Here is a 23,484-nt window from a genome sequence, read left to right as displayed (position 1 = left end):
GGCGGGGGAGGACGGCGGGGCGGTCAGTCCACCACGTGGCGGCCCTCGGGGCGGGCGCTGCATGCCGCGCGGAAGGTGCATGTCGCGCAGTGCTGGCCGGGGTTGGGGCCGAAGCGTTCGTCGAGGACGCGGCCGGCGGCGTTGGCCAGGAGGCCGGCCACCCAGTCGCCGTCGCCGTCGCCCTCACCGCCGCCGTCACCGCCCGGCAGCGGCTTCTGCCGCTGCACCGCCGGCAGCGCGTCGCCGCCCTCCCGCTTGGGCGCGCCCTGCCGCAGGTGCACGAGCTGAGCCCCCGCCACCTCCGCCTCCGGGTCGTCGTGGCGCACCGCCAGCTGGTAGACGGCGAGTTGCGGGTGGCGTTCGACCTCGGCCCGTGTCGGACGGGTCCGCCCGGTCTTGAAGTCGACGACGTACGCCCGCCCCTGCGCGTCGCGCTCGACGCGGTCCATCACGCCGCGGATGCGCACCTCGTACGCCCCCGCCGCCAGCGTCACGTCGAACTCCCGCTCGCTCGCCGCCGGTTCGTAGCCGTCCTCGCGCTGCAGCACGTGCCAGCGCAGGAAGCGCTCCAACGCCGCCCGCGCCTCCGCCTGTTCCTTCCGCGACTGCCACGGCGCCTCGAACGCCAGCCCTTCCCACACCGTCTCCAGACGCTCCATCAGCACCGACAGGTCGGCGGGCGTGGCGCCGGAGGCGACCTCGTCGGCGAGGACGTGCAGCACGTTGCCGAAGCCCTGCGCGGCGGTCGCGGGCGCGTCCGCGTGCGCCTCACGCCCCAGGAACCACTGCAGCGAGCAGGTGTCGACGAGCTGCCCGAGCGCGCTGCCGGACAGCGCCACCGGCCGCCCCGGGTCCCGCAGCGGCACGGCCGAGCGTGTGGGCTCGCGCAGACCCCACCAGCGCTGCGGGTGGGCGGCCGGCGCGAGGGCGTGGCCGTCCTCGTCGCGCAGCGCCGCCAGCCGGGCCAGCCGGACGGCGGCGGCGCGTCGCAGCGCGGCGGAGGCGCGCGGATTCACGGTGGTGGCGCGCAGCTCCGCAATGAGCGCCGCCGTGGTCAGCGGGCGGCGCGGGCGGCCGGCCACCTCGACCGGCTCGACGCCGAGTTCGGTCAGGAAACGCGAGGGCTGGTCGCCGTCCTCGCCGCCGCGCACCGCCGTGACGACGAGCCGGTCGTGGGCGCGCGTGGCGGCCACGTAGAACAGCCGCCGCTCCTCGGCCAGCAGCGCGGCCGGGCTCATCGGCTCGGCGAGCCCGTCGCGCCCGATGCGGTCGGCCTCCAGCAGCGAGCCGCGCCGCCGCAGGTCGGGCCACAGGCCCTCCTGCACGCCGGCGACCACCACCAGCGACCACTCAAGTCCCTTGGCGCGGTGGGCGGTCATCAGCCGCACCGCGTCGGGCCGCACGGCGCGCGCCGCGAGGGTGTCGGCGGCGATGTCGTGGGCGGCGAGCTCGTCGAGGAAGTTGCGGGCGCCGCGCCCGCCGGTGCGCTCCTCGGCGCGGGCGGCGGTGGCGAACAGCGCGCACACCGCGTCCAGGTCGCGGTCGGCGTTACGCCCCGCCGCGCCGCCGCGCCGGGCCGCGCGCTCCAGGCGGCCGGGCCAGGACGTGCCGTCCCACAGCAGCCACAGCGCCTCCTCCGCGCTGCCGCCGCCCGCCAGCAGCTCGCGCGTCTTGCGCAGCAGCAGGCCGAGGCGCTCGGCGGGGGCGGCGTAGGCCGGGTCGTGGGTGACGAGGCGTTCGGGCTCGGACAGGGCCTGGGCGATGAGCTCCTCCGACGGGCGGGGCACGGCTGCCCCGGCGGCGCGCTCCTCGTTGCGCAGGGCGCGGCCCAGCCGCCGCAGGTCGGCGGTGTCCATGCCGCCGAGCGGGGAGGTGAGCAGGCCGATGGCGGTGGCGGGATCGAGTGGGGTGGGGCCGTCGGCGACGGCGCGCAGCGCGGTCAGCAGCGGGGCGACGGCGGGTTCGCTGCGCAGCGGCAGGTCGTCGCCGTCGACCTCGAGCGGCACGCCGGCCGAGGTGAGCGCCCGGCGCACGCCGGGGAGCGAGCGGGCGCCCGCGCGCACGAGCACGGCCATCTCGCCCCAGGGCAGGCCGTCCTCCAGGTGGGCGCGGCGCAGCAGGTCGGCGATGTTGTCGAGTTCGGCGCCGGGGGTGGGGTAGGCGTACACCTCCACCCGGCCGGGCTCCTCGCTCCCCCGGCCTTCGGCCGTGGGGACCCCCGTCTCGCCTCGCTCGGCGGTGAGCGCGCGGTGGCGGCGTACGGCCTCGGCGGGCAGCCGGCTCAGCGGCATCCGCTGGGTGAGCTGCCGGGTGGCGGCCAGCAGCGCCGGCCCGCTGCGGCGGCCGGTGGTGAGCACGGCGACGGGGGCGGGCGCCCCGGCGGCGGTGCGGAAGGTGTCGGGGAAGCCGAGGATGCCGCCGACGTCCGAGCCGCGGAAGGCGTAGATCGACTGGTCGGGGTCGCCGAAGACGACCAGGTCACGGCCGCCGCCCGCCAGCCCTTTGAGCAGCGCGACCTGCGCGGGGTCGGTGTCCTGGTACTCGTCGACGAAGACCGCGTCGTAGCGGGCGCGCAGCGCGGCGGCGACGTCGGGGCGGCGGGCGAGCCGGGCGGCGGCGCCCACCAGCTCGGTGTAGTCCAGGACGCCCTGTGCCTGCGTCACGTCGAGGTACTCGGCGAGGAAGTGGGCGGCGGCCTCCCAGTCCTCGCGGCCGGTGCGGCGGGCGAAGTCGGCGAGGGTGCCGGGGGCGAGGCCGAGTTCGCGGCTGCGGGCGATGACGGCGCGCAGCTCGTCGGCGAAGCCGCGGGTGGTCAGGCAGGCCCGCAGCTCCTCGGGCCAGCGGGGGCGGCGGCCCTGCGGGCTCCGGCGTTCCAGCTCGGCGTGGCCGGCGAGCAGTTCGCGCACGTACAGGTCCTGCTCGGGGCCGCTCAGCAGCCGCAGCGGCTCGGTGAACAGGTCCCGGTCCTGGTGGGCGCGGACCAGGGCGTAGGCGAAGGAGTGGAAGGTGGTGGCGGGCGGGGCGTGCGCGCCCAGGCGTGCGGCCATCCGGTCGCGCAGCTCGGCGGCGGCCTTGCGGCTGAAGGTCAGCACGAGCAGCCGCTCGGGGTCGGTGCCCCGCTCCACGCGCCGCGCCGCGGCCGCCACGAGGGTGGTGGTCTTGCCCGTGCCGGGGCCCGCCAGGACCAGCAGCGGCCCGCCCGTGCGCTCGGCGTGCTCAACCACGGCGCGCTGGCTCGCGTCCACGTCAACAGTGCCCGAGCGCGACAGCGGGGTGCGCACCAGTCGGTACGCTCCGGGAGCGCCCGGGGCGGACGAGGCGGACGAGGCGGACGAGGCAGCCGTTGGGGCTGCGGACGGGATGGAGTGACTCACGTGGATCGCGGATTCTTGCGAGGGCTCCGCTCGGCGACGGGACCGCGCGGACTGGTGGTGCCGACGCTACGCCAGTCGGCCACGGGGGCACAGGGTTTCACGGGCATCGCCCGTACGGATGGACTGCGGTCCGTGCCCGGGTCGGTGCCCGAGTCCGTGCCCGATCCCCAACCCGCGGGTCGCCGTGATGGCGGAAGCTGGTGAGTGTGAACCGTCACACGCCGGCTCTAGGCCCCTTCCTCTTCCTGTTCCCGCGCGGCCTCGTCCGGGTGCCAGCGGGCGCGCCGCATGTCCAGCCGTGGCGTGTCGCCGGGATTGCTCTCCCCGCGCAGCGGGGTCCCCTCGGCCCGGTACTGGTCCAGGGCGCGGCGCTCGTGGCCCGGCAGCAGGCGGCCGTCGGCGCGCACCACGCGCCACCACGGCACGGCCCCGCCGTACAGCGCCATGACACGGCCGACCTGGCGGGGGCCGCCCTCGCCGAGCTGCCGCGCGATGTCGCCGTAGGTCTGGACGCGACCGGGCGGGATGCGTTCGGCGGCGGTCAGCACGCGGTCGGCGAACTCCGGCAGCCTGTGTGGTGTCGCCCCGATCGCCCCTGTCATGGCGCCCATCGTGCCGCACGCCACGCGCGCCCCGCGACAGGGCTCCGGCCGCGTGACAGTCCCACATGTCACTATCGTCGCAGCGGGGGCGGAGCTGGTTGCCGCGCTCACGCACGGGGAGAACACCGAGGAGAATCCCGGGGACACAGCCAGTGATACGGGGCGAGGAAGAGCGGGCACAGCGACCGGTCGCGCGGTCTGAGGGCGAGCCTCAGCGGCCACCGGGCGAGTCCGGGCGCCCGGAAAGGGGAACGCCGGGGGTGGGCGAGCCGCACGCGCCGCAGGAGTCGTCCGAGTCCTCTGAGCGGGCCGGGCACGGCGGGCACGCCGGGCACACCGAGCCCTCAGAACGGGCCGAGCCCTCCGAGCACGCCGACTCCCCGGAGCAGGGCGACTCCCCGGAGCAGGACGCGCACCCCGAGCGCTCCGAGCCCTCCGAGCACCCCGAGCCGTCCGAACACACCGAGATCATCGAGGTCGACGACCACGGCCGCGTCCAGGTCGACGAGCCGATCCTCGCCGCCCGCGCCCACCGCCCCTCCGACCTGCTGCGCGTGCTGATCGGCCTGCTCGGCATCGGCGTCGTGCTGCTCCTGGCGACCTTCGCCGTCGGCACCACCGAGGGCATCGAGCGCGACGTGGAGGAGGGCGCCGAGCAGGCCCCCTCCCTCCTGATCAACTTCGCGGGCTTCGCCTCCGCCCTCGCCGTCCTGATCGTCCCGGTCGCCTTCGCCATCGACCGCCTCGTGAAGCGGGACGGGCTGCGGATCGCCGACGGCGTGCTCGCCGCGGTGCTGGCGCACGGCGTATCGCTCTCCTTCAGCCTCTGGGTCACCCGCCTCTCCCCCGAGTCGGTGCGGAACGCCCTCACCCGCGGCGCGCCCGGCGGCGACGGCGACCTGACCGACCCCGTGCACGGGTACCTCGCCCCCGTCATCGCGTACGTGACGGCCGTCGGCATGGCGCACCGCCCGCGCTGGCGGCTGGCGATCTGGGCGGTGCTGCTGCTGGACGGCACGGCCCAGCTCGTCGCCGGATACACCACGCCCTTCTCGATCGCCGTCACCGTCCTCATCGGCTGGACCGTCGCCTACGCCACGCTCTACGCCGTCGGCACGCCGAACGTCCGCCCCACCGGCAAGCAGCTCCTGGCCGGGCTGCGCCACGTCGGCTTCTTCCCCGTCAGCGCGCTGCGCGCGGAGCGCGTCGCCGAGCGGCCCGGCCGCGCCGACGGCGTCGCGACCCCCGAGCCGACCCGGCGGTACCTGGTGACGATGGAGTCCGGCCCGCCGCTCGACGTCACCATCGTGGACCGGGAGCAGCAGGCCCAGGGGTACTTCTACCGCGCCTGGCGGCGTATGGCGGTGCGCGGCATCGCCCAGCGCCGCAGCCTGCCCTCGCTGCGCCAGGTGCTGGAGCAGGAGGCGCTGATGGTCTACGCCGCCGGCGCCGCCGGGGCCAACACCCCCCGGCTCATCGCCACCACCGACCTGGGCCCCGACGCGGTGATGCTCGTCTACGAGCACATCGACGGCCGGGACCTGGACGCGCTGGGCGACGAGGAGATCTCCGACCGGCTGATGGAGGCCGCATGGCGGCAGGTGGCGGCGTTGCAGTCGCGGCGCGTCGCCCACCGCAGGCTGGACGGCCGCTCGCTGATGGTGGACACGCGCGGCACGGTGTACATGACGGACCTGCGGGGCGGGGAGATCGCCGCAGGCGACATGAGCCTGCGCATGGACGTGGCGCAGCTGCTGACCACCTTCGGCCTGCGGGTCGGGGCCCGGCGCGCGGTGACGGCGGCGGCGACGGTCCTCGGCCCGGACGCGGTGGCCGCAAGCCTGCCGCTGCTCCAGCCCATCGCGCTGAGCCGGGGCACCCGTGCCACCCTGCGGCAGCTCGCCCGGGAGCGGGCGGGGCGGGAGCGGCAGGCCGTGCTGGACGCCGCCCGCACCTACCGGGAGGCGCGCGGCAGCCTGCCGGAGGACGCCGACCGCAAGACCGTGCGGGCGGCGAAGCATGCCGAGAAGCAGGTCATGGAGGCGGCCCTGGAGAAGGCCAGGGAGCCGGACATGCTCTCGGAGATCCGCGGCGAGGTGCTGCGCATCCGCCCGCAGGCGCCGATAGAGCCCGCGCGCGTGGAGCGGATCCGGCCGCGCACCCTCGTCAGCATCGTCGCCGCCGTCTTCGCGGGGTACTTCCTCAGCACGCAGCTCGTGACCGTCGACTTCGACCGGGTCTTCGAAGAGGCGAACTGGACGTGGGTCATCGTCGCGGCGGTCTTCTCGGCGCTGACGTACTTCGCGGCCGCGCTGAGCCTGATCGGCTTCGTGCCCGAGAAGGTGCCCTACCTGCGGACCGTGATGGTCCAGGTGGCGGGCTCGTTCGTGAAGCTGGTGGCCCCCGCCGCCGTCGGCGGCATGGCCCTCAACGCCCGGTATCTGCAACGCCAGGGCCTGCGCTCGGGGCACGCGGTGGCGAGCGTGGGCGCCTCGCAGATCTTCGGCCTGGGCGCGCACATCGTGCTGCTGATGGTCTTCGGCTACATCACCGGCTCCGAGCACACCCCCACCCTGTCGCCCTCGCGCACGATCATCGCCGGGGTGCTGACGGCCGCCGTGGCGGGGCTGATCGTCACGGCCGTGCCGGCGCTGCGCAGGTTCGTCTCGGAGCGGGTGCGCAGCCTCTTCGCGGGCGTCGTGCCGCGCATGCTGGACGTGGTGCAGCGGCCGAAGAAGCTGATGGCGGGCATCGGCGGGATGCTGCTGATGACGCTGGCCTTCGTCATGTGCCTGGACGCCTCGCTGCGCGCCTTCGGCGAGGAGCTCAGCTACCCCACCATCGCCGTCGTGTATCTGACGGCCAACGCCCTCGGCTCGGCCGCGCCGACGCCGGGCGGCGTCGCGGCGGTGGAGGCGGCGCTCATTACGGCCCTGGGCTTCTTCGGCGTGGACACCGGGGTGGCGCTGCCCGCGGTGCTGCTGTTTCGCGTGGTGACCTTCTGGCTCCCCTTCCTCCCGGGCTGGCTGGCGTTCACGCAGCTCACGCGCAAGGAGGAGATCTAGTAAATCTGGGAGATCTGCGAGATCTGCGAGACCTGCGAGACCTGGGGGCGCGCGGCGGGATCATCGGCCATGCATCTGCAAGCCCTGGCTCCCGTTTTACCTTGCGTGTGCGAGCCGCCAGCCCATAATGTGCCGCGCATGCGCTCATACAGCATCGGCCGCGCCGCCCGGCTCCTCGGCGTCAGTCCCGACACCGTGCGACGCTGGGCCGACGCCGGCCGCCTGCCGACGCGGCGCGACGAGGCGGGCAAGCGGTGGATCGAGGGCCCGGATCTGGCGGCCTTCGCGGTGGCGCTCGCGGCCGAGGGCGGTGACGGCCCCCACGGCGGGGAGGAGCCGTACACCTCCGCCCGCAACGCCTTCCCCGGCATCATCACCGCCGTCAAGCTGGGCGCGGTCGCCGCCCAGGTGGAGGTCCAGGCGGGCCCGCACCGGCTGGTGTCGCTGCTCACCAGGGAGGCGGTGGAGGAGCTGGGCCTGGCCGTGGGCATGGAGGCGGTCGCCCGGGTGAAGGCCACGAACGTGCACATCGACCGCCTCGAACCGGGGCCGCCGCCGGTGCCGGCAGCGGCGGCGCCGGGCGGGACGAGGCGCGCGTGAGCCGCGCCCTCGCGGCCGCGTATGCCGCGCTCGCTGCGTTCGCTCTCCTGGCGGTGGCCGCCTGCGGCGGGTCCGGCTCCGGCTCCGGTGACGAAGGCTCCGGCGAGACCACGCTCACCGTGCTCGCCGCCTCCTCCCTCACCGACGTCTTCGAGGAGGCGCGGACCGTCTACGAGCGCGAACACCCCGGCTTGCGGCTGCGTTTCTCCTTCGCCGGCTCCCAGGAGCTCGCCTCCCAGGTGCGGCAGGGCGTACCCGCCGACGTGCTCGTCACCGCCGACACCGAGACCATGGACGGCGTCGCCGACGACGTCTCCGGCGAGGCTGTCACCATCGCCCGCAACCAGCTGACGATCGTCGCCCCGCCCGGCAACCCCGCCGGCGTCGAGACGCTGGCCGACCTCGCCGACCCCGGCCTGCGCCTCGTGCTGGCCGCCCCCGAGGTGCCCGCCGGCCGCTACGGCCAGGAGATCCTCGACCGGCAGGGCGTCGACGCCGCCCCCGACTCCCAGGAGCCCAACGTCCGCTCCGTCCTGAGCAAGGTCGAGCTGGGCGAGGCCGACGCGGGCCTGGTCTACGTCACCGACGCGGCTGTGGCGGGCGACGCCGTTCACGCCGTCCCCATCCCGGACGGCCTGAACGCCACCGCCTCCTACCCCGCCGCCGTGCTCGCCGCCTCCGGCAGCCCCGACGAGGCCCGCGCCTTCGTCGACTGGCTCGGCGGCGAGAGGGCGGGGCGACTGCTGCGCGACGCGGGCTTCCTCGCGCCGTGAAGCCACGCCGCCCCCCTCTCACGCTCGTCCTCCCGGCCCTGCTGGGCGTGGCGTTCCTCCTCGTGCCGCTCGTCGGCGTCGCCGAGGCCGCGCCCTGGTCGGACATGGCCGCCCGGCTGACCGCCCCCGCCGTCACCGAGGCGCTGCGGCTGTCGCTCCTCGTCTCCGGCTGGGCGCTGCTGATCTCCCTGCTCCTCGGGGTTCCGCTGGCGTGGCTGCTGGCGCGCACCGACTTCCCCGGCAAGTCGCTGGTGCGCTGCCTGGTGATCCTGCCGATGGTGCTGCCGCCGACCGTCGCCGGAGTGGCGCTGCTCCAGGGCCTCGGGCGGCGCGGGCTGCTGGGCGGGCCGCTTGAGGCGTTGGGGATCAGCCTGCCGTTCACGACGGCCGGGGCGGTGGTGGCGGCCGTCTTCGTCGCGATGCCGTTCCTGGTGATCAGCCTGGAGGGCGCGCTGACCGGCCTCGACCCGCACTACGAGGAGGCCGCCGCCACCATGGGCGCGGGCCCGCTGCGGACCCTGCGCATGGTGACGCTGCCGATGACGGGCCCCGCGCTGGCGGCCGGGGCGGCGCTGTGCTGGGCGCGGGCGCTGGGCGAGTTCGGCGCCACCATCACCTTCGCCGGGAACCTGCCGGGCACGACGCAGACCCTGCCGCTCAAGGTCTACCTGCTGCTCCAGGAGGACCCGGCCGGTGCCACCGCCGTGTCGCTGCTGCTGCTGGCCATCGCCGCCGCCGTGATCTTCGCGCTGCGCGGCCGCTGGCTGGCGCCGCTGCGCCACTGAGGCTCGGGCCGCCGGGCCCAGCCGGGGCGGTGTGGTGCGGGCCCACGGCCCGCAGCCCCTGGGGCGCGGCGGCCGCGGCCGCGGGGCGCTCGGCCCCGGACCGCAAGCGCGGCACGCAGCGACCGGGGCACCGCGGTGTACGCCAGCAAGCAGGCCACCGGAGCCATGGCCGCGCGGGTCCGGCAGCCGGGCCGTGGGCCTTCGACACCGCTCGGACCGCCGCCCCAGGCCGGGCGGGCGGCGCGGGCCGGTGCCCCGCAGCACCTCGCCCACAGCCAGGCCGCCCGCGCCAAGTCCACGACAGCCACGGAGCCCAAAGCCACAGGCACCCAGCGGCCCAGGGGCACCCCGGAGTACGCCTACAAACCGCCAAGACCATGCACGCCACCGACCGCCGCGGGCCCTCGACACCGCCCGGACGCGAGGCTGCCGATCCCCCGATCCGCGAGGCCGCAGGGCCGCAGGGCCGCAGGGCCACCGGACACCGGCTGTCCGGCCCTCACCAGCCCCCGGCGGCCGCCAACCGCAACGCCGTCCGTCCGGGCGGGCGGGGTCGACCGTCCCGTCCCGCCGCCCCGGACTCGGTCCGCACGCACGCCCCGCGCCCTCACCCGGATGACCCGCAGCGGATGCCGGCCCGGAGGCATGCGCCCAAGCTGAGCCCATGCCGATGGCCCGCAACGCCCCACTCCTGTTCGCCGCCGCCTTGACGGCGTCAGCGGCGTTGACCGCGGTGACCGCCGCCTGCTCCGGCGCCGAGGGCCACGGCGCGCTGCGGAGTACGGCCGCCGCCTCCGAGGACGCGATCGACACCGTCAACCTGCCGCCGAGCCTCACCCAGCAGAAGCTCGACTGGTCCCGCTGCGAGGCGCCCGACCCCCACCAGGGCAACATCGAGTCCTCTCCCTCGCCCCTCCCCGACCCGGACGGCGGCGCCGACGGCGACGGCGGGGAGACGGTCTGGGAGTGCGCCACGCTGACCGCGCCCCTCGACTACGCCGACCCCGAGGGCAGGACCATCGGCATCGCCATCATCCGTGCGAAAGCCGCCGGCGACCCCGGCGACCGCATCGGGTCCCTGCTGTTCAACTTCGGCGGCCCCGGCAGCTCCGGCGTGGCGACCCTCCCGGCGTTCGGCCAGGACTACACCGCCCTGCACGAGCGCTACGACCTCGTCAGCTTCGACCCGCGCGGCGTCGGCGACAGCGAGGGCGTGGTCTGCCTCGACGACCGCCAGCTCGACGACTACTTCGCCGCCGACCCCGTGCCCGAGAACGCCACGCAACTCGACGCCCTCAACGAACGTATCCAGCGTTTCGCCGACTCCTGCGAGGAACGCGCGGGCGAGCTGCTCCCACACCTGACCACCGCCAACACCGCCCGCGACCTGGACCTCATGCGCGAGGTGCTCGGCGACGACAAGCTGCGCTACTTCGGCGTCTCCTACGGCACCCAGCTCGGCGGCGTCTACGCCCATCTCTTCCCCGAACGCCTGGACCGCGCCGTCTTCGACGCCGTCGTCGACCCCACCCTCTCCCCCGAGCAGTCCGCCCGCGCCCAGGCCAGCGGCTTCCAGCTGGCGCTCGGCAACTACGTCGAGGGCTGCTCCGAGGAGGACGACGTCGGCGGCTGCCCCCTCGGCGACACCACCGCGCAGGCCACCGAACGCCTCAACCGCCTGCTGGAGCAGCTCAGCGAGAGCCCGATGCCCACCCGCGACCCCGACGGCCGCCGCCTGACCGAGTCGCTGGCGTGGAGCGGCATCGCCCAGGCCCTGTACTCCCAGGACTTCTGGCCCTACCTCAGCCAGGGCCTGGACGACGCGCTGCCCGAGGAGGACGAGGACCCCGACGGCACGATCCTGCTGGCGCTGAGCGACGCCATGAACGGCCGCAACCCCGACGGCACCTACACCACCCTCCAGTCGTCCCTCACCGCCATCAGCTGCGCCGACTCCAGCCAGCGCTACGACGCCGACGACGCGCGGCGCGCCCTGCGCACCTTCCGCGAGGTCTCCCCCGTCTTCGGCCCGCCCATGGCCTGGGGCCTGCTGAACTGCGCCCACTGGCCCGTGACCGGCGCCGGACCGCACCCGGAGGTGGGCGCGGAGGGCGCGCCGCCGATCCTGCTGATCGGCACCACCGGCGACCCGGCCACGCCCTACGAGGGCACCCGGCGTATGAAGCAGGCGCTGGGCCCGGGCGTCGGCGTCGAGCTGACCTACGACGGCGAGGGGCACGGCGCGTACACCGGCGGCAGTTCCTGCGTGCGCGAGGCAGCCGACGCCTACCTCCTCGACGGCAAGGTCCCGGAAGACGGCAAGACCTGCGACGACTGACGCGCGTTCGCTCCGCACCGGCCCTTCCGGTACGCCCCCGCTCCTCCGCCACGCGGTGGGCCGTCAACTGGCCCGCTTGGTGCGCTCCTACGAGGTCTCACCCTGATCGGCGTCGGCATCGGCATCGGCACCGGCACCGCCGTCCACGCGCAGGCGGCCGCGCGCCTCGCGGACGAAGGCAGCGGCCTCCTCGGCGCCGGGCCCGGGGGCGCCGTCGCGGTGGTGGGCCACGGCCGCCGCCACCGTCGCCGCTCCGGGATCGCCGGGATCACCGGGATCACCGGGATCACCGGGATCACCGGGATCACCGGGATCACCGGGACGCCGGGCCAGCCACCACGCGGCGCCGTCGAGCTTCGAGCACAGCACCCCGGCCTCGGCGAACCGCACCGCCCGGCAGGCGTTGAGCACGGCGTAGGCGGCGCGGCCATGGTCCAGCGCCCACCGCAGGTCCGCCGCCATCGCCGCCAGCACGCGGTCCCGGGCCACCGGCCCGAAGACCCCGCCCGGAGGCGGCCCGGCGACCGCTGCGGCGTGCTCCCGGCAGACGGCGGCGTGCAGCACGAGATCGGGATCGCCGTCCGCACCCTCCCCGGTCACGATCGCCGTCTCGTCCCCGGTCGTGTTCACGTGCACCTCGAACGGGCACGCGCCCAGCTCGCGCGCGGTCGCCGCCGTGATGACGCTCATCTCAAGACCCGCGCCCGGACACCGCCCCGCCGTGGCGGCGATCGCCTCGCCCATCCGCCGCTGGCCGGCGACCGTGCCCGGCTCGCCGACGACCGCGAGCACGTCCACGTCGCTGCGCGCGGAGTCGAACCCGCCGAGGACGGCGGACCCGTGCAGATAGACGCCGACCAGATCGGGGCGTAGCCCGGCCAGCACCCGTGCCACCTCGCGGCTGGCATAGCCGAGGACGTCGTTCGGCGGCCGTGTCTGCGTGCTCACGACAGCCGAGGCTATCGAGGTCCGCGAGATCAGGGAGATCAGCGGGATCAGCGGGATCAGCCAGAGCCTTAGGGTCGAGCCATGCGACTGACGGTCCTCGGCGGCTGCGGCGCGTGGCCCACGGCCGACCAGGCGTGCAGCGGGTACCTCGTCGAACACGACGGCTTCCGCCTCCTCGTCGACCCCGGATACGCCACACTGCCGCGCCTGTTGCGCCACGCCCCGGCCGGGGCGGTCGACGCCGTGCTCGTCAGCCACGGCCACCCCGACCACTGCGCCGACCTCAACCCGCTGCTGCGCGCCCGGGCGTTGGACGACGACCCCCCGCCGGCGCTGGCCGTCTACGCCCCGCCGGGCGCCACGGACGCCGTGCTCGCGCTCGACAAGCCGGGCATGCTCGCCCAGGCGTACGCCCTCCACGCCTTCGAGCCCGGCGCCCGCTTCGACATCGGCCCCTTCGCGGCCGAGACCACGCCGCTGCCGCACCACGTGCCCAACGCCGGGATCCGCCTCGCCACGCCGGGCGCCGTCCTGGCGTACACCGGCGACACCGGCCCGAGCCCCGGCATCCCGCGCCTGGCCCGGGGCGCCGACCTGCTGCTGTCGGAGGCGACGTACGCCCACGAGGTGCCGGCCGCCGACGCGCCGTACCTGCTGACCGCGCGCCTGGCGGGCCGCTACGCCCGCGAGGCGGGCGCGGCCCGGCTGCTGCTCACCCACCTCTGGCCGGGGACCGACCCCGCCGCGGCGCACGAGGCGGCGGCGGCCGAGGCGCCCGAGCAGCCCATCGGCGTGACCGCGCCCGGCCTCGTCGTCGACCTCGGCTAGGCGCCGGCCAGCTCCGCGAGCCGGGTCGATGGGCCCATCCGGTTGCCGACCAGGCGCATCACCCGAATGGCCGCCATGGCGCCGTCCCCTCACCGGAAGCATGGGGAGAATGGGGTGAATGTGGCGTAAGCCATGAATAGGGAACAAGGAGATAAGGGAGCGCGGCGATGACAGGGCAGACTGTGGTGCGGCACGGCGGCGAGGGACGGGCGTTCTGGGTGCTGAACGGCCTGTACGAGATCAAGGTGTCGAGCGAGGAGAGCGGCGGCGCCATGACGATCATTGAGATGACCATCCCGGAGGGGTGGGGCCCGCCGCCGCACACCCACCCCGGGACCGAGACGGTGTACATCGTCGAGGGAAAGGTCCGCTACCACATCGGCGACCAGGTGGTGCAGGGCGGCCCTGGATCGCTGTTCCACATCCCGGAGGGCGTGTGGGAGCGGTTCGAGCCCACCAGCACGGCCAGGATGCTGATCACCTACGCGCCCGGCGGCATCGAGGAGTTCTTTGCCGAGATCGGCGAGCCCGCACAGCGGCGGGAGCTGCCGCCGATCAACGAGGAGCTGGACATCAACCAGATCATCGAGGCCGCCGGGCGGCACGGCCTGCAGATGGTTCAGATGCCCGGCACCTAGTCTGCCGGCCGGTGACGTCCGCCCCGATGCACGGGCGGCGTCGGCGTGGGCTCGCCCGCCCGCCGGCGGTCAAGGCCCCTCGCCCTCCACCGGGAGGAGGTACTCCCAGCCGGGCTGCCACGAGAAGGGTGCCGCGAGCAGGTCCTCCAGGCGGGCTCCGTTCAGCAGGCACTCCAGAGCCCAGAGGTTGGCGGTGTGCGCGACCAGGAGGACGCGGGATCCATCCGGGAATTCCCTGAGCAGGTCGCGCAGGAGGTCGTCCGTGGCGGCGACGACATCACGGTAGCTCTGCCCGCCGGGGAAGGGCTCGTCGATGTGCCGGGCGCGCAGCGGCGCGACGGTCGTCGCCGGGTGGCCGTTGAGGGAGCCGTAGTCGCACTCCCGCAGCCGGTGGTCCTGGCGTAACGGCACCGCGCTGCCCGCGAAGGCGATCCGCACCGTGTCCACCGCCCGCCTCAGGTCCGAGCTGAAGACGGCGGCGAGGCCGTCGTCTCGCCGCCGCTCCCCCAGCTCCCGCGCCTGGCGGCGGCCGAGCGGCGACAGCTCGCCGTGCAGCCAGCCGGTGGAGACGCCCGCCTCGTTGTCGGTCGTCGTGGAGTGCGTCTCGTACACGATCCGGATGGCCACGCCCTCACACCCTCCCTTTACGCCTTCGCCTTCTGGAGCTGGAAGAGGCCGACGAGCAGCTGCACGCCGCCGATGGCCAGCAGCACCACGCCGAGCCTGGTCGGGGTGACGACGGGGGTGTCGACTCCGTCCGTGAACAGCCTCAGGGGCAGGCCGACGAGCAGGGTGACGGATCCTTCGGTCAGGTTCTTGGCGGCACGACTCACTTCCGGACTCTCTCCTCGGGCTTGCCCGCATCGTAGGAACGCCGAGGGGACCGGATCGTCAGCCGCCGGGACGACCTGGCCCGCCTGAACTACATCGTTCGATGCACGCCCACCACGGCGTACCTCGCATGTCGGGGGACGCCGGCCGGCTCGCCCAGCCGCTCCGGCAGTTCCACGCCCCCGGCATCGGTGAGGCAGCCGGCATCAGACGGCTCCGGCATCAGACGGCTCTGGCGGGGCACCTGAAGGCGATGGGGGCCCTCCTCGCGCTGGCGTCGGCGGTCTGCTACGGCCTCGTGGACGTGGCGGGCGGACTGCTGTCCCGCCGGTTCCACTTCGCCGCCGTCACCTTCCTCGGCCAGGTCGGCGGCCTGCTCCTCGCGCTGATGGCCGCCGCCCTGGTGCCGGCCGAGGCGGTGCGGACGGCGGATCTGCTGTGGGGAGCGCTGTCCGGCACGGGCAGCGGACTCGCCATGCACTTCCTCAACCGCGGCCTCAGCCGCGGGGCCATGAGCATCGTGGTCCCCGTGAGCGCCGTCACCGGCGTCGCGCTGTCCGTGCTGTGCGGCGTGGCCGTCCTGGGCGACCGGCCCAGCTCCCTGGCCTGGGTGGGCATCTGCCTCACCATCCCGGCGCTGTGGCTGGTGGCCAACGGCAGCAACGGCGAGGCCGGGGACGGGCGCGCGGCGCTGGACGGCGTCATCGCGAGCGCCGGAGTCGCCGTGCAGTACGTCGGACTCGCCCAGGCGGCCGCGGCCAGCGGCGTGTGGCCGGTGGTGACCGGCCGCCTCACCGCCGTCCTCATCCTCGTCCCGGCCGCCCGCCGGTTCGCTTTCCACTTCCGGCAGCCGGCACGGCTCCTGGCCGCCGCCGCCGCGACCGGCGCGGGCGCGGCGTTCTCCCTCATGCTCTACCTCTGGGCGGCGCACGAGGAGCTCCTGGCCATCGCCGTCGTCCTCGCCTCCCTCTATCCCGCGATTCCGACGCTCCTTGGCATCACCCTGCTGGGCGAGAAGGTCACCCGCGCCTCGGCCACCGGCCTGATCGGCGCGGGCGCGGCCATCGTGCTGCTCTCCCTGGGGTGACAGGCGGGCGGCAACGGTCGCTGGTGTGGCTCGGGGACGCGGGCGGTAGCCTCGGGTGAGCGTGTTGAGTCAAAGGGGGAACGATGCCCAAGGGCCGGAGGGGGACGCGGCGCGCGGTCCTGGGCGTTGTGTTTCTGCTGGCCGCGACGACGGCGTGCAGTGGGGGCGGCGGGGAGAGCCAGGAGCCGATAGCCGGGGTGCAGCGGCCCAACGATCCCGCGCCCGCCGGGGGTGCGGCGGAGCCCGAGCTGCCGCCGCTCCCGGCCGAGTTCACCGAGCAGGCGCTGGAGTGGGGGGACTGCGGGGCGCCCACCGCGCTTCAGGGCGGAGGCGAAGCGCCCGGGCCCCTGCCGGACGGGACGGCGTGGGAGTGCTCGACGCTCACCGTGCCGCTGGACTACGCCGAGCCGCACCCCGAGGGCGACACGATCGAGATCGCCGTCATACGCGCACGAGCCGCCGCCGGGCGGGCGCGGATGGGGCCGCTCGTCTTCAACTTCGGCGGGCCCGGGGGCTCGGGCGTCGCCTCCCTCCCCGGCCACAGCGGTAACTATCTCGCTCTCCACGAGGGCGGCTACGACCTCGTCAGCTTCGACCCGCGCGGCGTCGGGGCCAGCGACGGGGTCGTCTGCCTGGGCGACGAGGAGCAGGACGCGCTCGGGCAGGAGGACGACGGGCCGCCGGACACGCGGCGCGAGGAGCGGGCGTTCCTCGCCGACAGCCGCGCGTACGCCGCCGCCTGCGAGGACAACGCCGGGGCGCTGCTGCCGCACCTCACCACCGAGAACGCCGCCCGGGACATGGACCTGCTGCGGGCGGTCCTCGGGGACACGCACCTCAACTACTTCGGCATCTCTTACGGCACCAAGCTCGGCGGCGTCTACGCCCACCTCTTCCCGGAGCGCGTCGGGCGCACAGTCTTCGACGCCGTCGTCGATCCGACGCGGGACGTCGTGCAGCGGGCGCTGCTGCAGACGGAGGGGTTCCAGCTGGCACTGGACAACTACCTCGACGACTGCGCCGCGACCGAGCCCACGTGCCCGACGGGGGCGGGCGGGGCCGGCGAGCACGCTTACGGCGTGATCAACGACCTCCTGGAGGGCCTGGGCGAGACGCCGCTGCCGACGGACACCGGGCGGGCGTTGACCGAAGGGCTGGCCGTGACCGGGGTACTCGCCCTCCTCTACTCCGAGAACTCCTGGCCCTACCTGACCGCCGCGATCGACGAGATCCAGGACGAGGGGCGCGGCGAGCTGATGCTCGCCGCCGCCGAGGACTACAACGGGCGGGACGAGGCGACGGGCGACTACAACAACCTCCACCCCGCGAACCGCGCCATCAACTGCGCCGACTTCGCCTCGCGCCCGACGCTGGAGGCGGTCCACGCGCAGGAGGCGGCGTTCCGGCGGGCCTCGCCCGTCCTCGGCGATCACCTCGTCTGGTCGCTGCTGGCCTGCTACGACTGGCCGGTGACCGGCGAGCGCGACCAGCCGGAGGTGTCGGCCGACGGCGCCGCGCCCATCCTCCTCCTGGGCACGACGGGCGACCCGGCCACCCCGTACGTCGGCGCGGAGCGGATGCGCGAGGCGCTGGGCGAGGGCGTCGGCGTGCTGCTGACGTACGAGGGCGAGGGGCACGGGGCGTACGGCGGCGGCACCGAGTGCGTCAGGGACGCGGTCAACGCCCACCTGCTGGCGGGGACGCTGCCGGAGGACGGCACCGTCTGCCGCTGAGACTGACGGACGGAGGGGGAGGCCAACGGAGGCTGACGCCGGAAGAGGCGCGGGACCTGGTCGAGGCGCTGCGCATCGCGGAGAAGGTCCAGGTCCGCGATGCGCAGCGGTAGTTCAGCCGTAGTTCAGGACAGGCTCAGTACACCGGCTTGTCGGGCTCGATCTGGTTGACCCAGCCGATGACGCCGCCGCCGACGTGGACGGCGTCGGCGAACCCGGCGTTCTTCAGCACCGCCAGCACCTCCGCGGACCGGACACCCGTCTTGCAGTGCAAGACGATGCGGCGGTCCTGCGACAGGTCGCCGAGGGCGTTCCCCATCAGGAACTCGTTCTTCGGGATCAGGCGGGCGCCCGGGATGGAGACGATCTCGTACTCGTTCGGCTCGCGGACGTCGATGATGTCGATCTTCTCGCCGTCGTCGATCCACTCCTTGAGCTGCTTCGGCGTGATCGTCGAGTCCTTCGCCGCCGCCTGCGCCTCGTCCGACACGACGCCGCAGAACGCCTCGTAGTCGATCAGCTCGGTGACGGTCGGGTTCTCGCCGCACACCGCGCAGTTCGGGTCCTTGCGGACCTTGACCTGGCGGTAGTTCATCTCCAGGGCGTCGTAGATCATCAGGCGGCCGACCAGCGGGTCGCCGGTGCCGGTGAGGACCTTGATCGCCTCGGTGACCTGGATGGAGCCGATGGACGCGCACAGCACGCCGAGCACGCCGCCCTCGGCGCAGGAGGGGACCATGCCCGGCGGGGGCGGCTCGGGGTAGAGGCAGCGGTAGCAGGGGCCGTGCTCGGACCAGAAGACCGAGGCCTGGCCGTCGAAGCGGTAGATCGAGCCCCACACGTACGGCTTGTTCAGCAGCACGCAGGCGTCGTTGACCAGGTAGCGGGTGGCGAAGTTGTCCGTGCCGTCGACGATCAGGTCGTACTGGGCGAACAGCTCCATGACGTTCGAGGAGTCCAGGCGCTCCTCGTGGAGGTTGACCTGGACGTACGGGTTGATGCCCTCGACGGTCTCCTTGGCCGAGAGGGCCTTGGACTTCCCGATGTCGGCCTGGCTGTGGATGATCTGCCGCTGGAGGTTGGACTCGTCCACCTCGTCGAACTCGACGATGCCGAGGGTGCCCACCCCGGCCGCCGCCAGGTACATCAGCGCGGGCGAGCCCAGGCCGCCCGCGCCGACACACAGCACCTTGGCGTTCTTCAGCCGCTTCTGCCCGGCCATCCCGACGTCCGGGATGATCAGGTGGCGTGAGTACCTGCGGACCTCATCGACAGTGAGCTCATCGGCCGGCTCGACCAGGGGTGGAAGCGACACGGGGACTCCGTAGGGTGAGACGACTCTGCGCTTGCGTGCGCCTGGGTTCAACACTGCCACGTGCGGTCTCATTCCGAGACGCTGGTTCCGCTACGCGAGACGTCCCCGTCCCACCTCTCGGTCACGCCGGTCACGGCGTCTCCGTCACATCCGGCAGGCGGCCTCCATCCAGATGTCGGCCAGCGACTCCTCAAGGCCGATGCGCGCCCGCCAGCCGAGCCGGTCGCGTGCCGTCCGCACATCCGCCTGCTGCCACGCGCCGCAGCCGTCGGGGTACGGGTGCACCGGCTGGGCGTGGGCGGCATGCGTCGGGATCGCGCCCTGTGCGGGCACCGGTACCCCGGCGGCGGGCATCCCGGGAACGGGCACCCCGGGGACGGGCAGCCCGGGCGGCGGGCCCTCCATCTCCAGCAGCGTGCCGGTGTAGCCGGAGATGCGCGCCAGCATCAACGCCGCGTCCCGCAGCCGCACCGCGTGGCCGGTGCCGATGTTGATCACGCCCTGCGCCGCCGAGAGCGTCGCCGCGTGCACCGCCCTGGCCACGTCCCGGACGTCGACGAAGTCGCGCTGCACCGCGAGGCCGCCCAGCTTCAGCTCGTTGTCCTGGTGCTGCATGGCCCGCCGCATCGCGTCCGCCAGCTTGCCGAGCGGCGACCCGGCGGGCGTTGACGGGCCGGTCGGCGAGAAGACGCGCAGCACGATGGCGTCCAGGCCGGAGCCGAGGACCAGCTCGGTGGCGGCGAGCTTGCTCACGCCGTACGGGCCGCCGGGGCGGGCGACGGCGTCCTCCGCGAGGCACGAGCCGTTCTGCGAGGGCCCGTACTCGGCGGCGCAGCCGATGTGCACCAGCCGGGCGCGGCAGCGGCTGCGGCGCAGCGACTCGCACACGGTGGCGGTGGCCACGGTGTTGTGGCGGGTCAGCTCGCTGGCGGTGCCCCGGATGGCGCCGGCGCAGTTGATGACGACCCCCGGGTGGACCGCGTCCAGGAAGCGGGTGAGCGCGCCCGGAGAACCGGTGGCGAGGTCGAAGCGGACGTCGGCGTCGTCGCCCCGGCCCAACGCCGTGAGCTGCACGGCGGGGTCGGCGAGCAGCCTGTCGGCGACGAACCGGCCCAGGTACCCGGCCGCGCCCAGAAGCAGCACTCTCATCGGTCACCCTCCTCGGAGACGGCGGCCGAGGCACCGGCGGGTGGTGGGGTCATCGTTGCGATACTCCTTCGACGGGTAACCGGTAAACGGGTCAACTGGTCAACGGGTTGACGGGTCTATGGACATGGGGTGGGGATGGCCTAGAGGGCGCCGGGCCGGTGGGCGGACCCGGCGCCGGGCCGGGGAGGCTGGTCGGGCCGGTCGCGCTGATCCGGCTGCTCGGGCCCGTGGGCGGAGGCTCTGGCGAGCACCCGGGCGGCGTGGCCGAGCAGCCCGAGCGCGGCCAGCCCGCAGGCCAGCAGCGGCACGGCGGCCGGGCCGTGCTCCCCGGCCAGGGCGGTGACGGGGCGGCCGAGCGCGGCGCAGCCGGGCAGCCAGGCGGCGCTCGCGGTGGCCAGCGTCAGGAACTCGGCGGCGCCGGCCGCGGCCAGGCCGGTGGCGGCGGCGCGGGTCCGGCCGTGGGCCGCGAGCAGGGCGGCGGCGAAGAGCAGCAGGCCGAGCGCGGCGGTGGCGGCCAGGGTGACGCTCCCGGTCGGCGCAAGCAAGCGGGCCAGCAGCAGGGCGGCGGCCAGCCCCGCGGCGTAACGCGCGAGCGCGGCGGCGAGCAGGCGGCGCGCCCCGGCGGCGAACTCCCGCAGACCGCGGCTGGCGGCCAGCCGCCGCCGGGCGCGGGCGGCGAACCACCGGCCGCACCAGGCGGCCGGCGCCACGGCGAGGGCGAGGCCGAGGGCGACGACGGCGTCGGGCTCCGCGCCGCCGCCCGCCTCGGTGCCGGCGTCGGCGTCGGCGCCGGGCAGCATCGCGCCCAGCAGCGCCTCGCCCCAGAGCGCGAAGCCGACGGGCGCACACGCCGCCAGCCCGGCGCCGCCGAGCGCGGCGGCGCGGCGGGTGCTCAGGCGGCCGAGCGCGAGGACGAGCCCGGCCGTGGCCACGGCCAGCGCCGCGCAGGCGGCGGCCACGGTGCCGCGCAGCGCGCCGGCCCCGGGCTCCCAGGCGGCGACGGCGACGGCGCACAGCGCGCCCGGCAACAGCGGCGGCAGCAGCTGGGGCACCCGTGCCCACCCGGGCTCGGCCCGCCCTCGCCCCCCGAGCTCGGCCTCGGACTCGAACTCGACGCGCGGCGCCCGCGCGTACAGCTCCTCGGCGAGGGAGAAGACGTCGCGGTGCCGGAAGCGCGCCGCCGCCCGGTCGGTGAGGCCGTCCGCCTCCAGGGCGGCGGCGATCTCCAGCGGGTCGACGGCCCGCTGGCACAGCAGGCGGTGGCGGCGCAGCAACGCGCGGACGGGGTCGGCGGAGGACCTCACGGCCGTTCCCTCCGTCCGGCGGCGCCCACGGCGGCGGGCGGCACGGGTGCCCCGGTCGTCTCAGGTACGTCAGGTGGTGCAGGCGTTTCAGGTGGTGCAGACATCGCTTCAGCTGTCGCAGGCGGTCCAGGCCGTTCGGACCCAGGCCGTACGGCTTCGGGTCGTTGGGCTTCAGGCCGTTCGGCTTCAGGCCGTCCAGCTATGGGCTCGGCCCCGGCGGGCCGCGCCCAGCTCGGGGTGGAGGGGGCCGGCGGCCCCGGGCGCAGGCGCGCCTCGGCGGGGCGGGCGAAGGGCACGCCCTCGTCAGCCGAACGCTCAGCCGGACTCGGCCCGCGCTCCAGGCACAGCTCCAGGTAGATGCCGCCGAACGCCGCGACATTCCGCTCGACCGTGAACAGCTCCAGCGCGCGAGCGCGCGCGGCGGCGCCCAGCCGCGCCCGGCGCGCGGGGTCACGCAGCAGCGCGAGGCAGGCGCCGGCCAACGCCCGCGGGTCGCGCGGCGGCACCACCAGCCCGGTGCCGCCGATCACCTCGCACACCGCCCCGACGTCGGTGGAGACCGTCGCCCTGGCGCAGAACATCGCCTCCACCAGCGGCACCGGGAAGCCCTCGACCACGCTGGAGAGGACGGCGACGCTGCCCGCGGCATAGGCGTCGGCGAGCGTGGGCGCCTCGTCCGTGCCGACCTCGGTGAAGGTGACCGCGACCCCCTCGGGGAAGAGCCGTGCGGCGAGCGCGCGGCACCGGGCGAGGTAGCGGGCGTCGGGCCGCCCCGTGCCGACGATCAGCAGGCGGGCGGTGGGCTCGGCGTTCCGGACCGTGCGGTGGGCCAGGAGCAGCCCGGTCAGGTCCCGGGCGGGCTCGATCCGGCCCACCCACACCATCCGCGGCCCGGCGTCGCGCCCCTGCTCGGCCACCGCCCGGTAGGGGCCGGCGTCCATCCCGGGGTAGACGGTCCGCAGCCGCGCCCGCTCGGCGCCGCAGCGCTCCTGCCAGCTGCGGGCCTGGGCGTTGCCCGGCGTGATCAGCGCGGCCCTGGCGTACGCCTCGCGCGCGAGCCGCACCTGGAACGCCGCCAGCAGGGCGCGTACGGGCGCGCCCGCCACCGTGGGCGCGAGGGCGTGCGCTCCCTCGTACTCGCCCCCGTGCGGGGCCGCCTCCGGTTCCCCCGGGACCGGCGCCAGGTGCCGCAGGTAGTGCTCGCGCAGGCCCACCCCGTACTCGGTGACCAGCAGCGGCGTTCCGAAGAAGCGGCGGGCGAGCAGGCCGGGCAGCGCGGCGAGGCCGCCGCCCACCGCGTGGCACAGCGCGGCCCGCGCCAGCCCGTCACCGCCATCGCGATCGTCATCTCCATCGCCTTCGCCATCGCGGCCCCAGCCGTACCAGTCGTCGAGGGACAGCGGCCGCAGCGCGCGCTCCAGGCGGTCGGCGACGGCCAGCAGATCCGGCACCCGGGCGGCGTGCACCACGCGCGGCGCACCGGGCGCGCGGCAGGCGGCCTCCAGCACCCGCACCGCCTGCTCGCCGCGCAGCCAGCCGCTCAGCCCGGCCCCGCCGTGCCGGGCGGCCAGTTCGGCCAGCCCGTACAGACCGGTGGCGAAACGGTCCGCCTGCGCCCTGCCTCCACACAGCGACCCGGCCAGCTCGCCGAAGCACTCGGCGATGCGCCGGCCGAGCCGGCCGGTACATCGGCCGCCGCGCCCCGCGCGCCCGCCGCCCCGCCCCCGCAGGGCCGGCGGCGGCCCCCACAGCGGGGCGGTGCGCAGCCGCACCAGGTTGGGCGGCGGCGCCAGGCGCGGCCCGGCCGCCTGCTGCCTGCCGCGGCTGAGCGCGCACACCTCGAACTCGTGCCCGGCCAGCCCGCGCAGCAGCCGGTCGCACCATGCCGCGGACTGGCCGTGTGCGTACGGATATCCACCCTCGGTGAGCAGTGCCACGCGCACCGGCGCACCCCCGATCTCCCGTGAAGGACGTGCGGACGTCAATGAACTTCAGCGGAAAGACGGTATGTCTACATGAGCCTTGAACGACGGACAGTTTTCTGTCATACCATCAAAAAGGGTGAAGGACCGTGACCATCACGGGAGTTCCCTCGTTACTGCGCCCCGGTGCGC

18 protein-coding genes are annotated in these 23,484 nt (G+C 75.1%); 9 read left to right on the top strand and 9 right to left on the bottom strand.

Annotated elements, in window-relative coordinates; translation table 11 throughout:
- Positions 1-23 precede the first annotated feature (23 nt).
- Entirely contained in the window at positions 24-3,362 is a 3,339-nt protein-coding gene (locus ACTWQH_RS10180) for an ATP-dependent helicase (protein WP_443286092.1), read from the bottom strand.
- A gap of 239 nt (positions 3,363-3,601) precedes the next feature.
- On the bottom strand, positions 3,602-3,976 hold the full coding sequence (locus tag ACTWQH_RS10175) for an MGMT family protein (protein WP_443286085.1): 375 nt from the start codon (positions 3,974-3,976) through the stop codon (positions 3,602-3,604).
- Between the two features lie 260 nt (positions 3,977-4,236).
- On the opposite strand from ACTWQH_RS10175, the gene ACTWQH_RS10170 reads away from it, so the two are divergent.
- From ACTWQH_RS10170 to ACTWQH_RS10150, 5 genes are all read left to right on the top strand, one after another.
- Positions 4,237-7,041: a flippase-like domain-containing protein gene (locus ACTWQH_RS10170; RefSeq protein WP_443286084.1), complete on the top strand. Its 2,805-nt coding sequence runs from the start codon at positions 4,237-4,239 to the stop codon at positions 7,039-7,041.
- A 138-nt stretch (positions 7,042-7,179) separates the two neighbouring features.
- Positions 7,180-7,641, top strand: a complete 462-nt coding sequence (locus tag ACTWQH_RS10165; RefSeq protein ID WP_443286083.1) for a TOBE domain-containing protein — start codon at positions 7,180-7,182, stop codon at positions 7,639-7,641.
- Positions 7,638-8,414 carry a molybdate ABC transporter substrate-binding protein gene (gene modA / locus ACTWQH_RS10160; RefSeq protein WP_443286082.1) on the top strand — a complete coding sequence of 259 codons (777 nt, stop codon included), beginning with the start codon at positions 7,638-7,640 and terminating at the stop codon, positions 8,412-8,414. The genes ACTWQH_RS10165 and modA overlap by 4 nt, the downstream gene beginning before the upstream one ends.
- Positions 8,411-9,199: an ABC transporter permease gene (locus ACTWQH_RS10155; RefSeq protein ID WP_443286081.1), complete on the top strand. Its 789-nt coding sequence runs from the start codon at positions 8,411-8,413 to the stop codon at positions 9,197-9,199. The genes modA and ACTWQH_RS10155 overlap by 4 nt, the downstream gene beginning before the upstream one ends.
- A gap of 664 nt (positions 9,200-9,863) precedes the next feature.
- Positions 9,864-11,537, top strand: coding sequence for an alpha/beta hydrolase (locus ACTWQH_RS10150; protein WP_443286080.1), 1,674 nt, complete (start codon positions 9,864-9,866; stop codon positions 11,535-11,537).
- A gap of 87 nt (positions 11,538-11,624) precedes the next feature.
- Here the strand turns inward: ACTWQH_RS10150 and ACTWQH_RS10145 are convergent, their stop codons facing one another.
- Complete coding sequence (locus ACTWQH_RS10145) at positions 11,625-12,485, bottom strand: nucleotidyltransferase domain-containing protein (protein WP_443286079.1); 861 nt, start codon at positions 12,483-12,485, stop codon at positions 11,625-11,627.
- Positions 12,486-12,566: 81 nt separating this feature from the next.
- On the opposite strand from ACTWQH_RS10145, the gene ACTWQH_RS10140 reads away from it, so the two are divergent.
- Positions 12,567-13,313: an MBL fold metallo-hydrolase gene (locus tag ACTWQH_RS10140; protein ID WP_443286078.1), complete on the top strand. Its 747-nt coding sequence runs from the start codon at positions 12,567-12,569 to the stop codon at positions 13,311-13,313.
- A gap of 167 nt (positions 13,314-13,480) precedes the next feature.
- On the top strand, positions 13,481-13,951 hold the full coding sequence (locus ACTWQH_RS10135) for a cupin domain-containing protein (RefSeq protein WP_443286077.1): 471 nt from the start codon (positions 13,481-13,483) through the stop codon (positions 13,949-13,951).
- A 69-nt stretch (positions 13,952-14,020) separates the two neighbouring features.
- On the opposite strand, the gene ACTWQH_RS10130 is transcribed toward ACTWQH_RS10135, so the two are convergent.
- Both ACTWQH_RS10130 and ACTWQH_RS10125 read right to left on the bottom strand, forming a co-directional pair.
- The gene (locus ACTWQH_RS10130) at positions 14,021-14,578 is read right to left on the bottom strand and encodes a histidine phosphatase family protein (RefSeq protein ID WP_443286076.1); all 558 of its coding nucleotides are present in this window, start codon (positions 14,576-14,578) and stop codon (positions 14,021-14,023) included.
- A gap of 17 nt (positions 14,579-14,595) precedes the next feature.
- Complete coding sequence (locus tag ACTWQH_RS10125; protein ID WP_443286075.1) at positions 14,596-14,784, bottom strand: DUF5708 family protein; 189 nt, start codon at positions 14,782-14,784, stop codon at positions 14,596-14,598.
- Positions 14,785-14,912: 128 nt separating this feature from the next.
- Here ACTWQH_RS10125 and ACTWQH_RS10120 point away from each other — a divergent pair, with 128 nt between their 5' ends.
- Together ACTWQH_RS10120 and ACTWQH_RS10115 are read left to right on the top strand one after the other, a co-directional pair.
- Complete coding sequence (locus ACTWQH_RS10120) at positions 14,913-15,869, top strand: EamA family transporter (protein ID WP_443286074.1); 957 nt, start codon at positions 14,913-14,915, stop codon at positions 15,867-15,869.
- An 83-nt stretch (positions 15,870-15,952) separates the two neighbouring features.
- Complete coding sequence (locus ACTWQH_RS10115; protein WP_443286073.1) at positions 15,953-17,602, top strand: alpha/beta hydrolase; 1,650 nt, start codon at positions 15,953-15,955, stop codon at positions 17,600-17,602.
- A gap of 136 nt (positions 17,603-17,738) precedes the next feature.
- Here ACTWQH_RS10115 and moeZ read toward each other — a convergent pair whose 3' ends face one another.
- The 4 genes from moeZ to ACTWQH_RS10095 form a co-directional block, all read right to left on the bottom strand.
- Positions 17,739-18,917 (bottom strand): adenylyltransferase/sulfurtransferase MoeZ, encoded by a 1,179-nt coding sequence (gene moeZ / locus ACTWQH_RS10110; RefSeq protein WP_443286072.1) that lies wholly within the window; start codon positions 18,915-18,917, stop codon positions 17,739-17,741.
- Between the two features lie 144 nt (positions 18,918-19,061).
- Positions 19,062-20,066: an NAD-dependent epimerase/dehydratase family protein gene (locus ACTWQH_RS10105; protein ID WP_443286071.1), complete on the bottom strand. Its 1,005-nt coding sequence runs from the start codon at positions 20,064-20,066 to the stop codon at positions 19,062-19,064.
- Between the two features lie 140 nt (positions 20,067-20,206).
- Entirely contained in the window at positions 20,207-21,370 is a 1,164-nt protein-coding gene (locus ACTWQH_RS10100) for a hypothetical protein (protein WP_443286070.1), read from the bottom strand.
- The gene (locus ACTWQH_RS10095; protein ID WP_443286069.1) at positions 21,367-23,313 is read right to left on the bottom strand and encodes a DUF3492 domain-containing protein; all 1,947 of its coding nucleotides are present in this window, start codon (positions 23,311-23,313) and stop codon (positions 21,367-21,369) included. Before ACTWQH_RS10095 ends, ACTWQH_RS10100 begins: the two co-directional genes overlap by 4 nt.
- Positions 23,314-23,484 lie beyond the last annotated feature (171 nt).

This window comes from Streptomyces sp. 6N223, assembly GCF_052246635.1.
In the GTDB taxonomy this organism is placed as follows: domain Bacteria; phylum Actinomycetota; class Actinomycetes; order Streptomycetales; family Streptomycetaceae; genus Streptomyces.
Note: the sequence above shows the minus strand (reverse complement) of the source record. Positions and strands in the feature narration are given on the sequence as shown.

What these genes read in the sequence shown, in the direction of transcription:
- ACTWQH_RS10115 (WP_443286073.1), top strand. Translation starts at nt 15,953, where the DNA reads ATGCCCAAGGGCCGGAGGGGGACGCGGCGCGCGGTCCTGGGCGTTGTG.
- ACTWQH_RS10165 (WP_443286083.1), top strand. Translation starts at nt 7,180, where the DNA reads ATGCGCTCATACAGCATCGGCCGCGCCGCCCGGCTCCTCGGCGTCAGT.
- ACTWQH_RS10140 (WP_443286078.1), top strand. Translation starts at nt 12,567, where the DNA reads ATGCGACTGACGGTCCTCGGCGGCTGCGGCGCGTGGCCCACGGCCGAC.
- ACTWQH_RS10150 (WP_443286080.1), top strand. Translation starts at nt 9,864, where the DNA reads ATGCCGATGGCCCGCAACGCCCCACTCCTGTTCGCCGCCGCCTTGACG.
- ACTWQH_RS10120 (WP_443286074.1), top strand. Translation starts at nt 14,913, where the DNA reads ATGTCGGGGGACGCCGGCCGGCTCGCCCAGCCGCTCCGGCAGTTCCAC.
- ACTWQH_RS10135 (WP_443286077.1), top strand. Translation starts at nt 13,481, where the DNA reads ATGACAGGGCAGACTGTGGTGCGGCACGGCGGCGAGGGACGGGCGTTC.
- ACTWQH_RS10105 (WP_443286071.1), bottom strand. Translation starts at nt 20,066, where the DNA reads ATGAGAGTGCTGCTTCTGGGCGCGGCCGGGTACCTGGGCCGGTTCGTC.
- ACTWQH_RS10175 (WP_443286085.1), bottom strand. Translation starts at nt 3,976, where the DNA reads ATGACAGGGGCGATCGGGGCGACACCACACAGGCTGCCGGAGTTCGCC.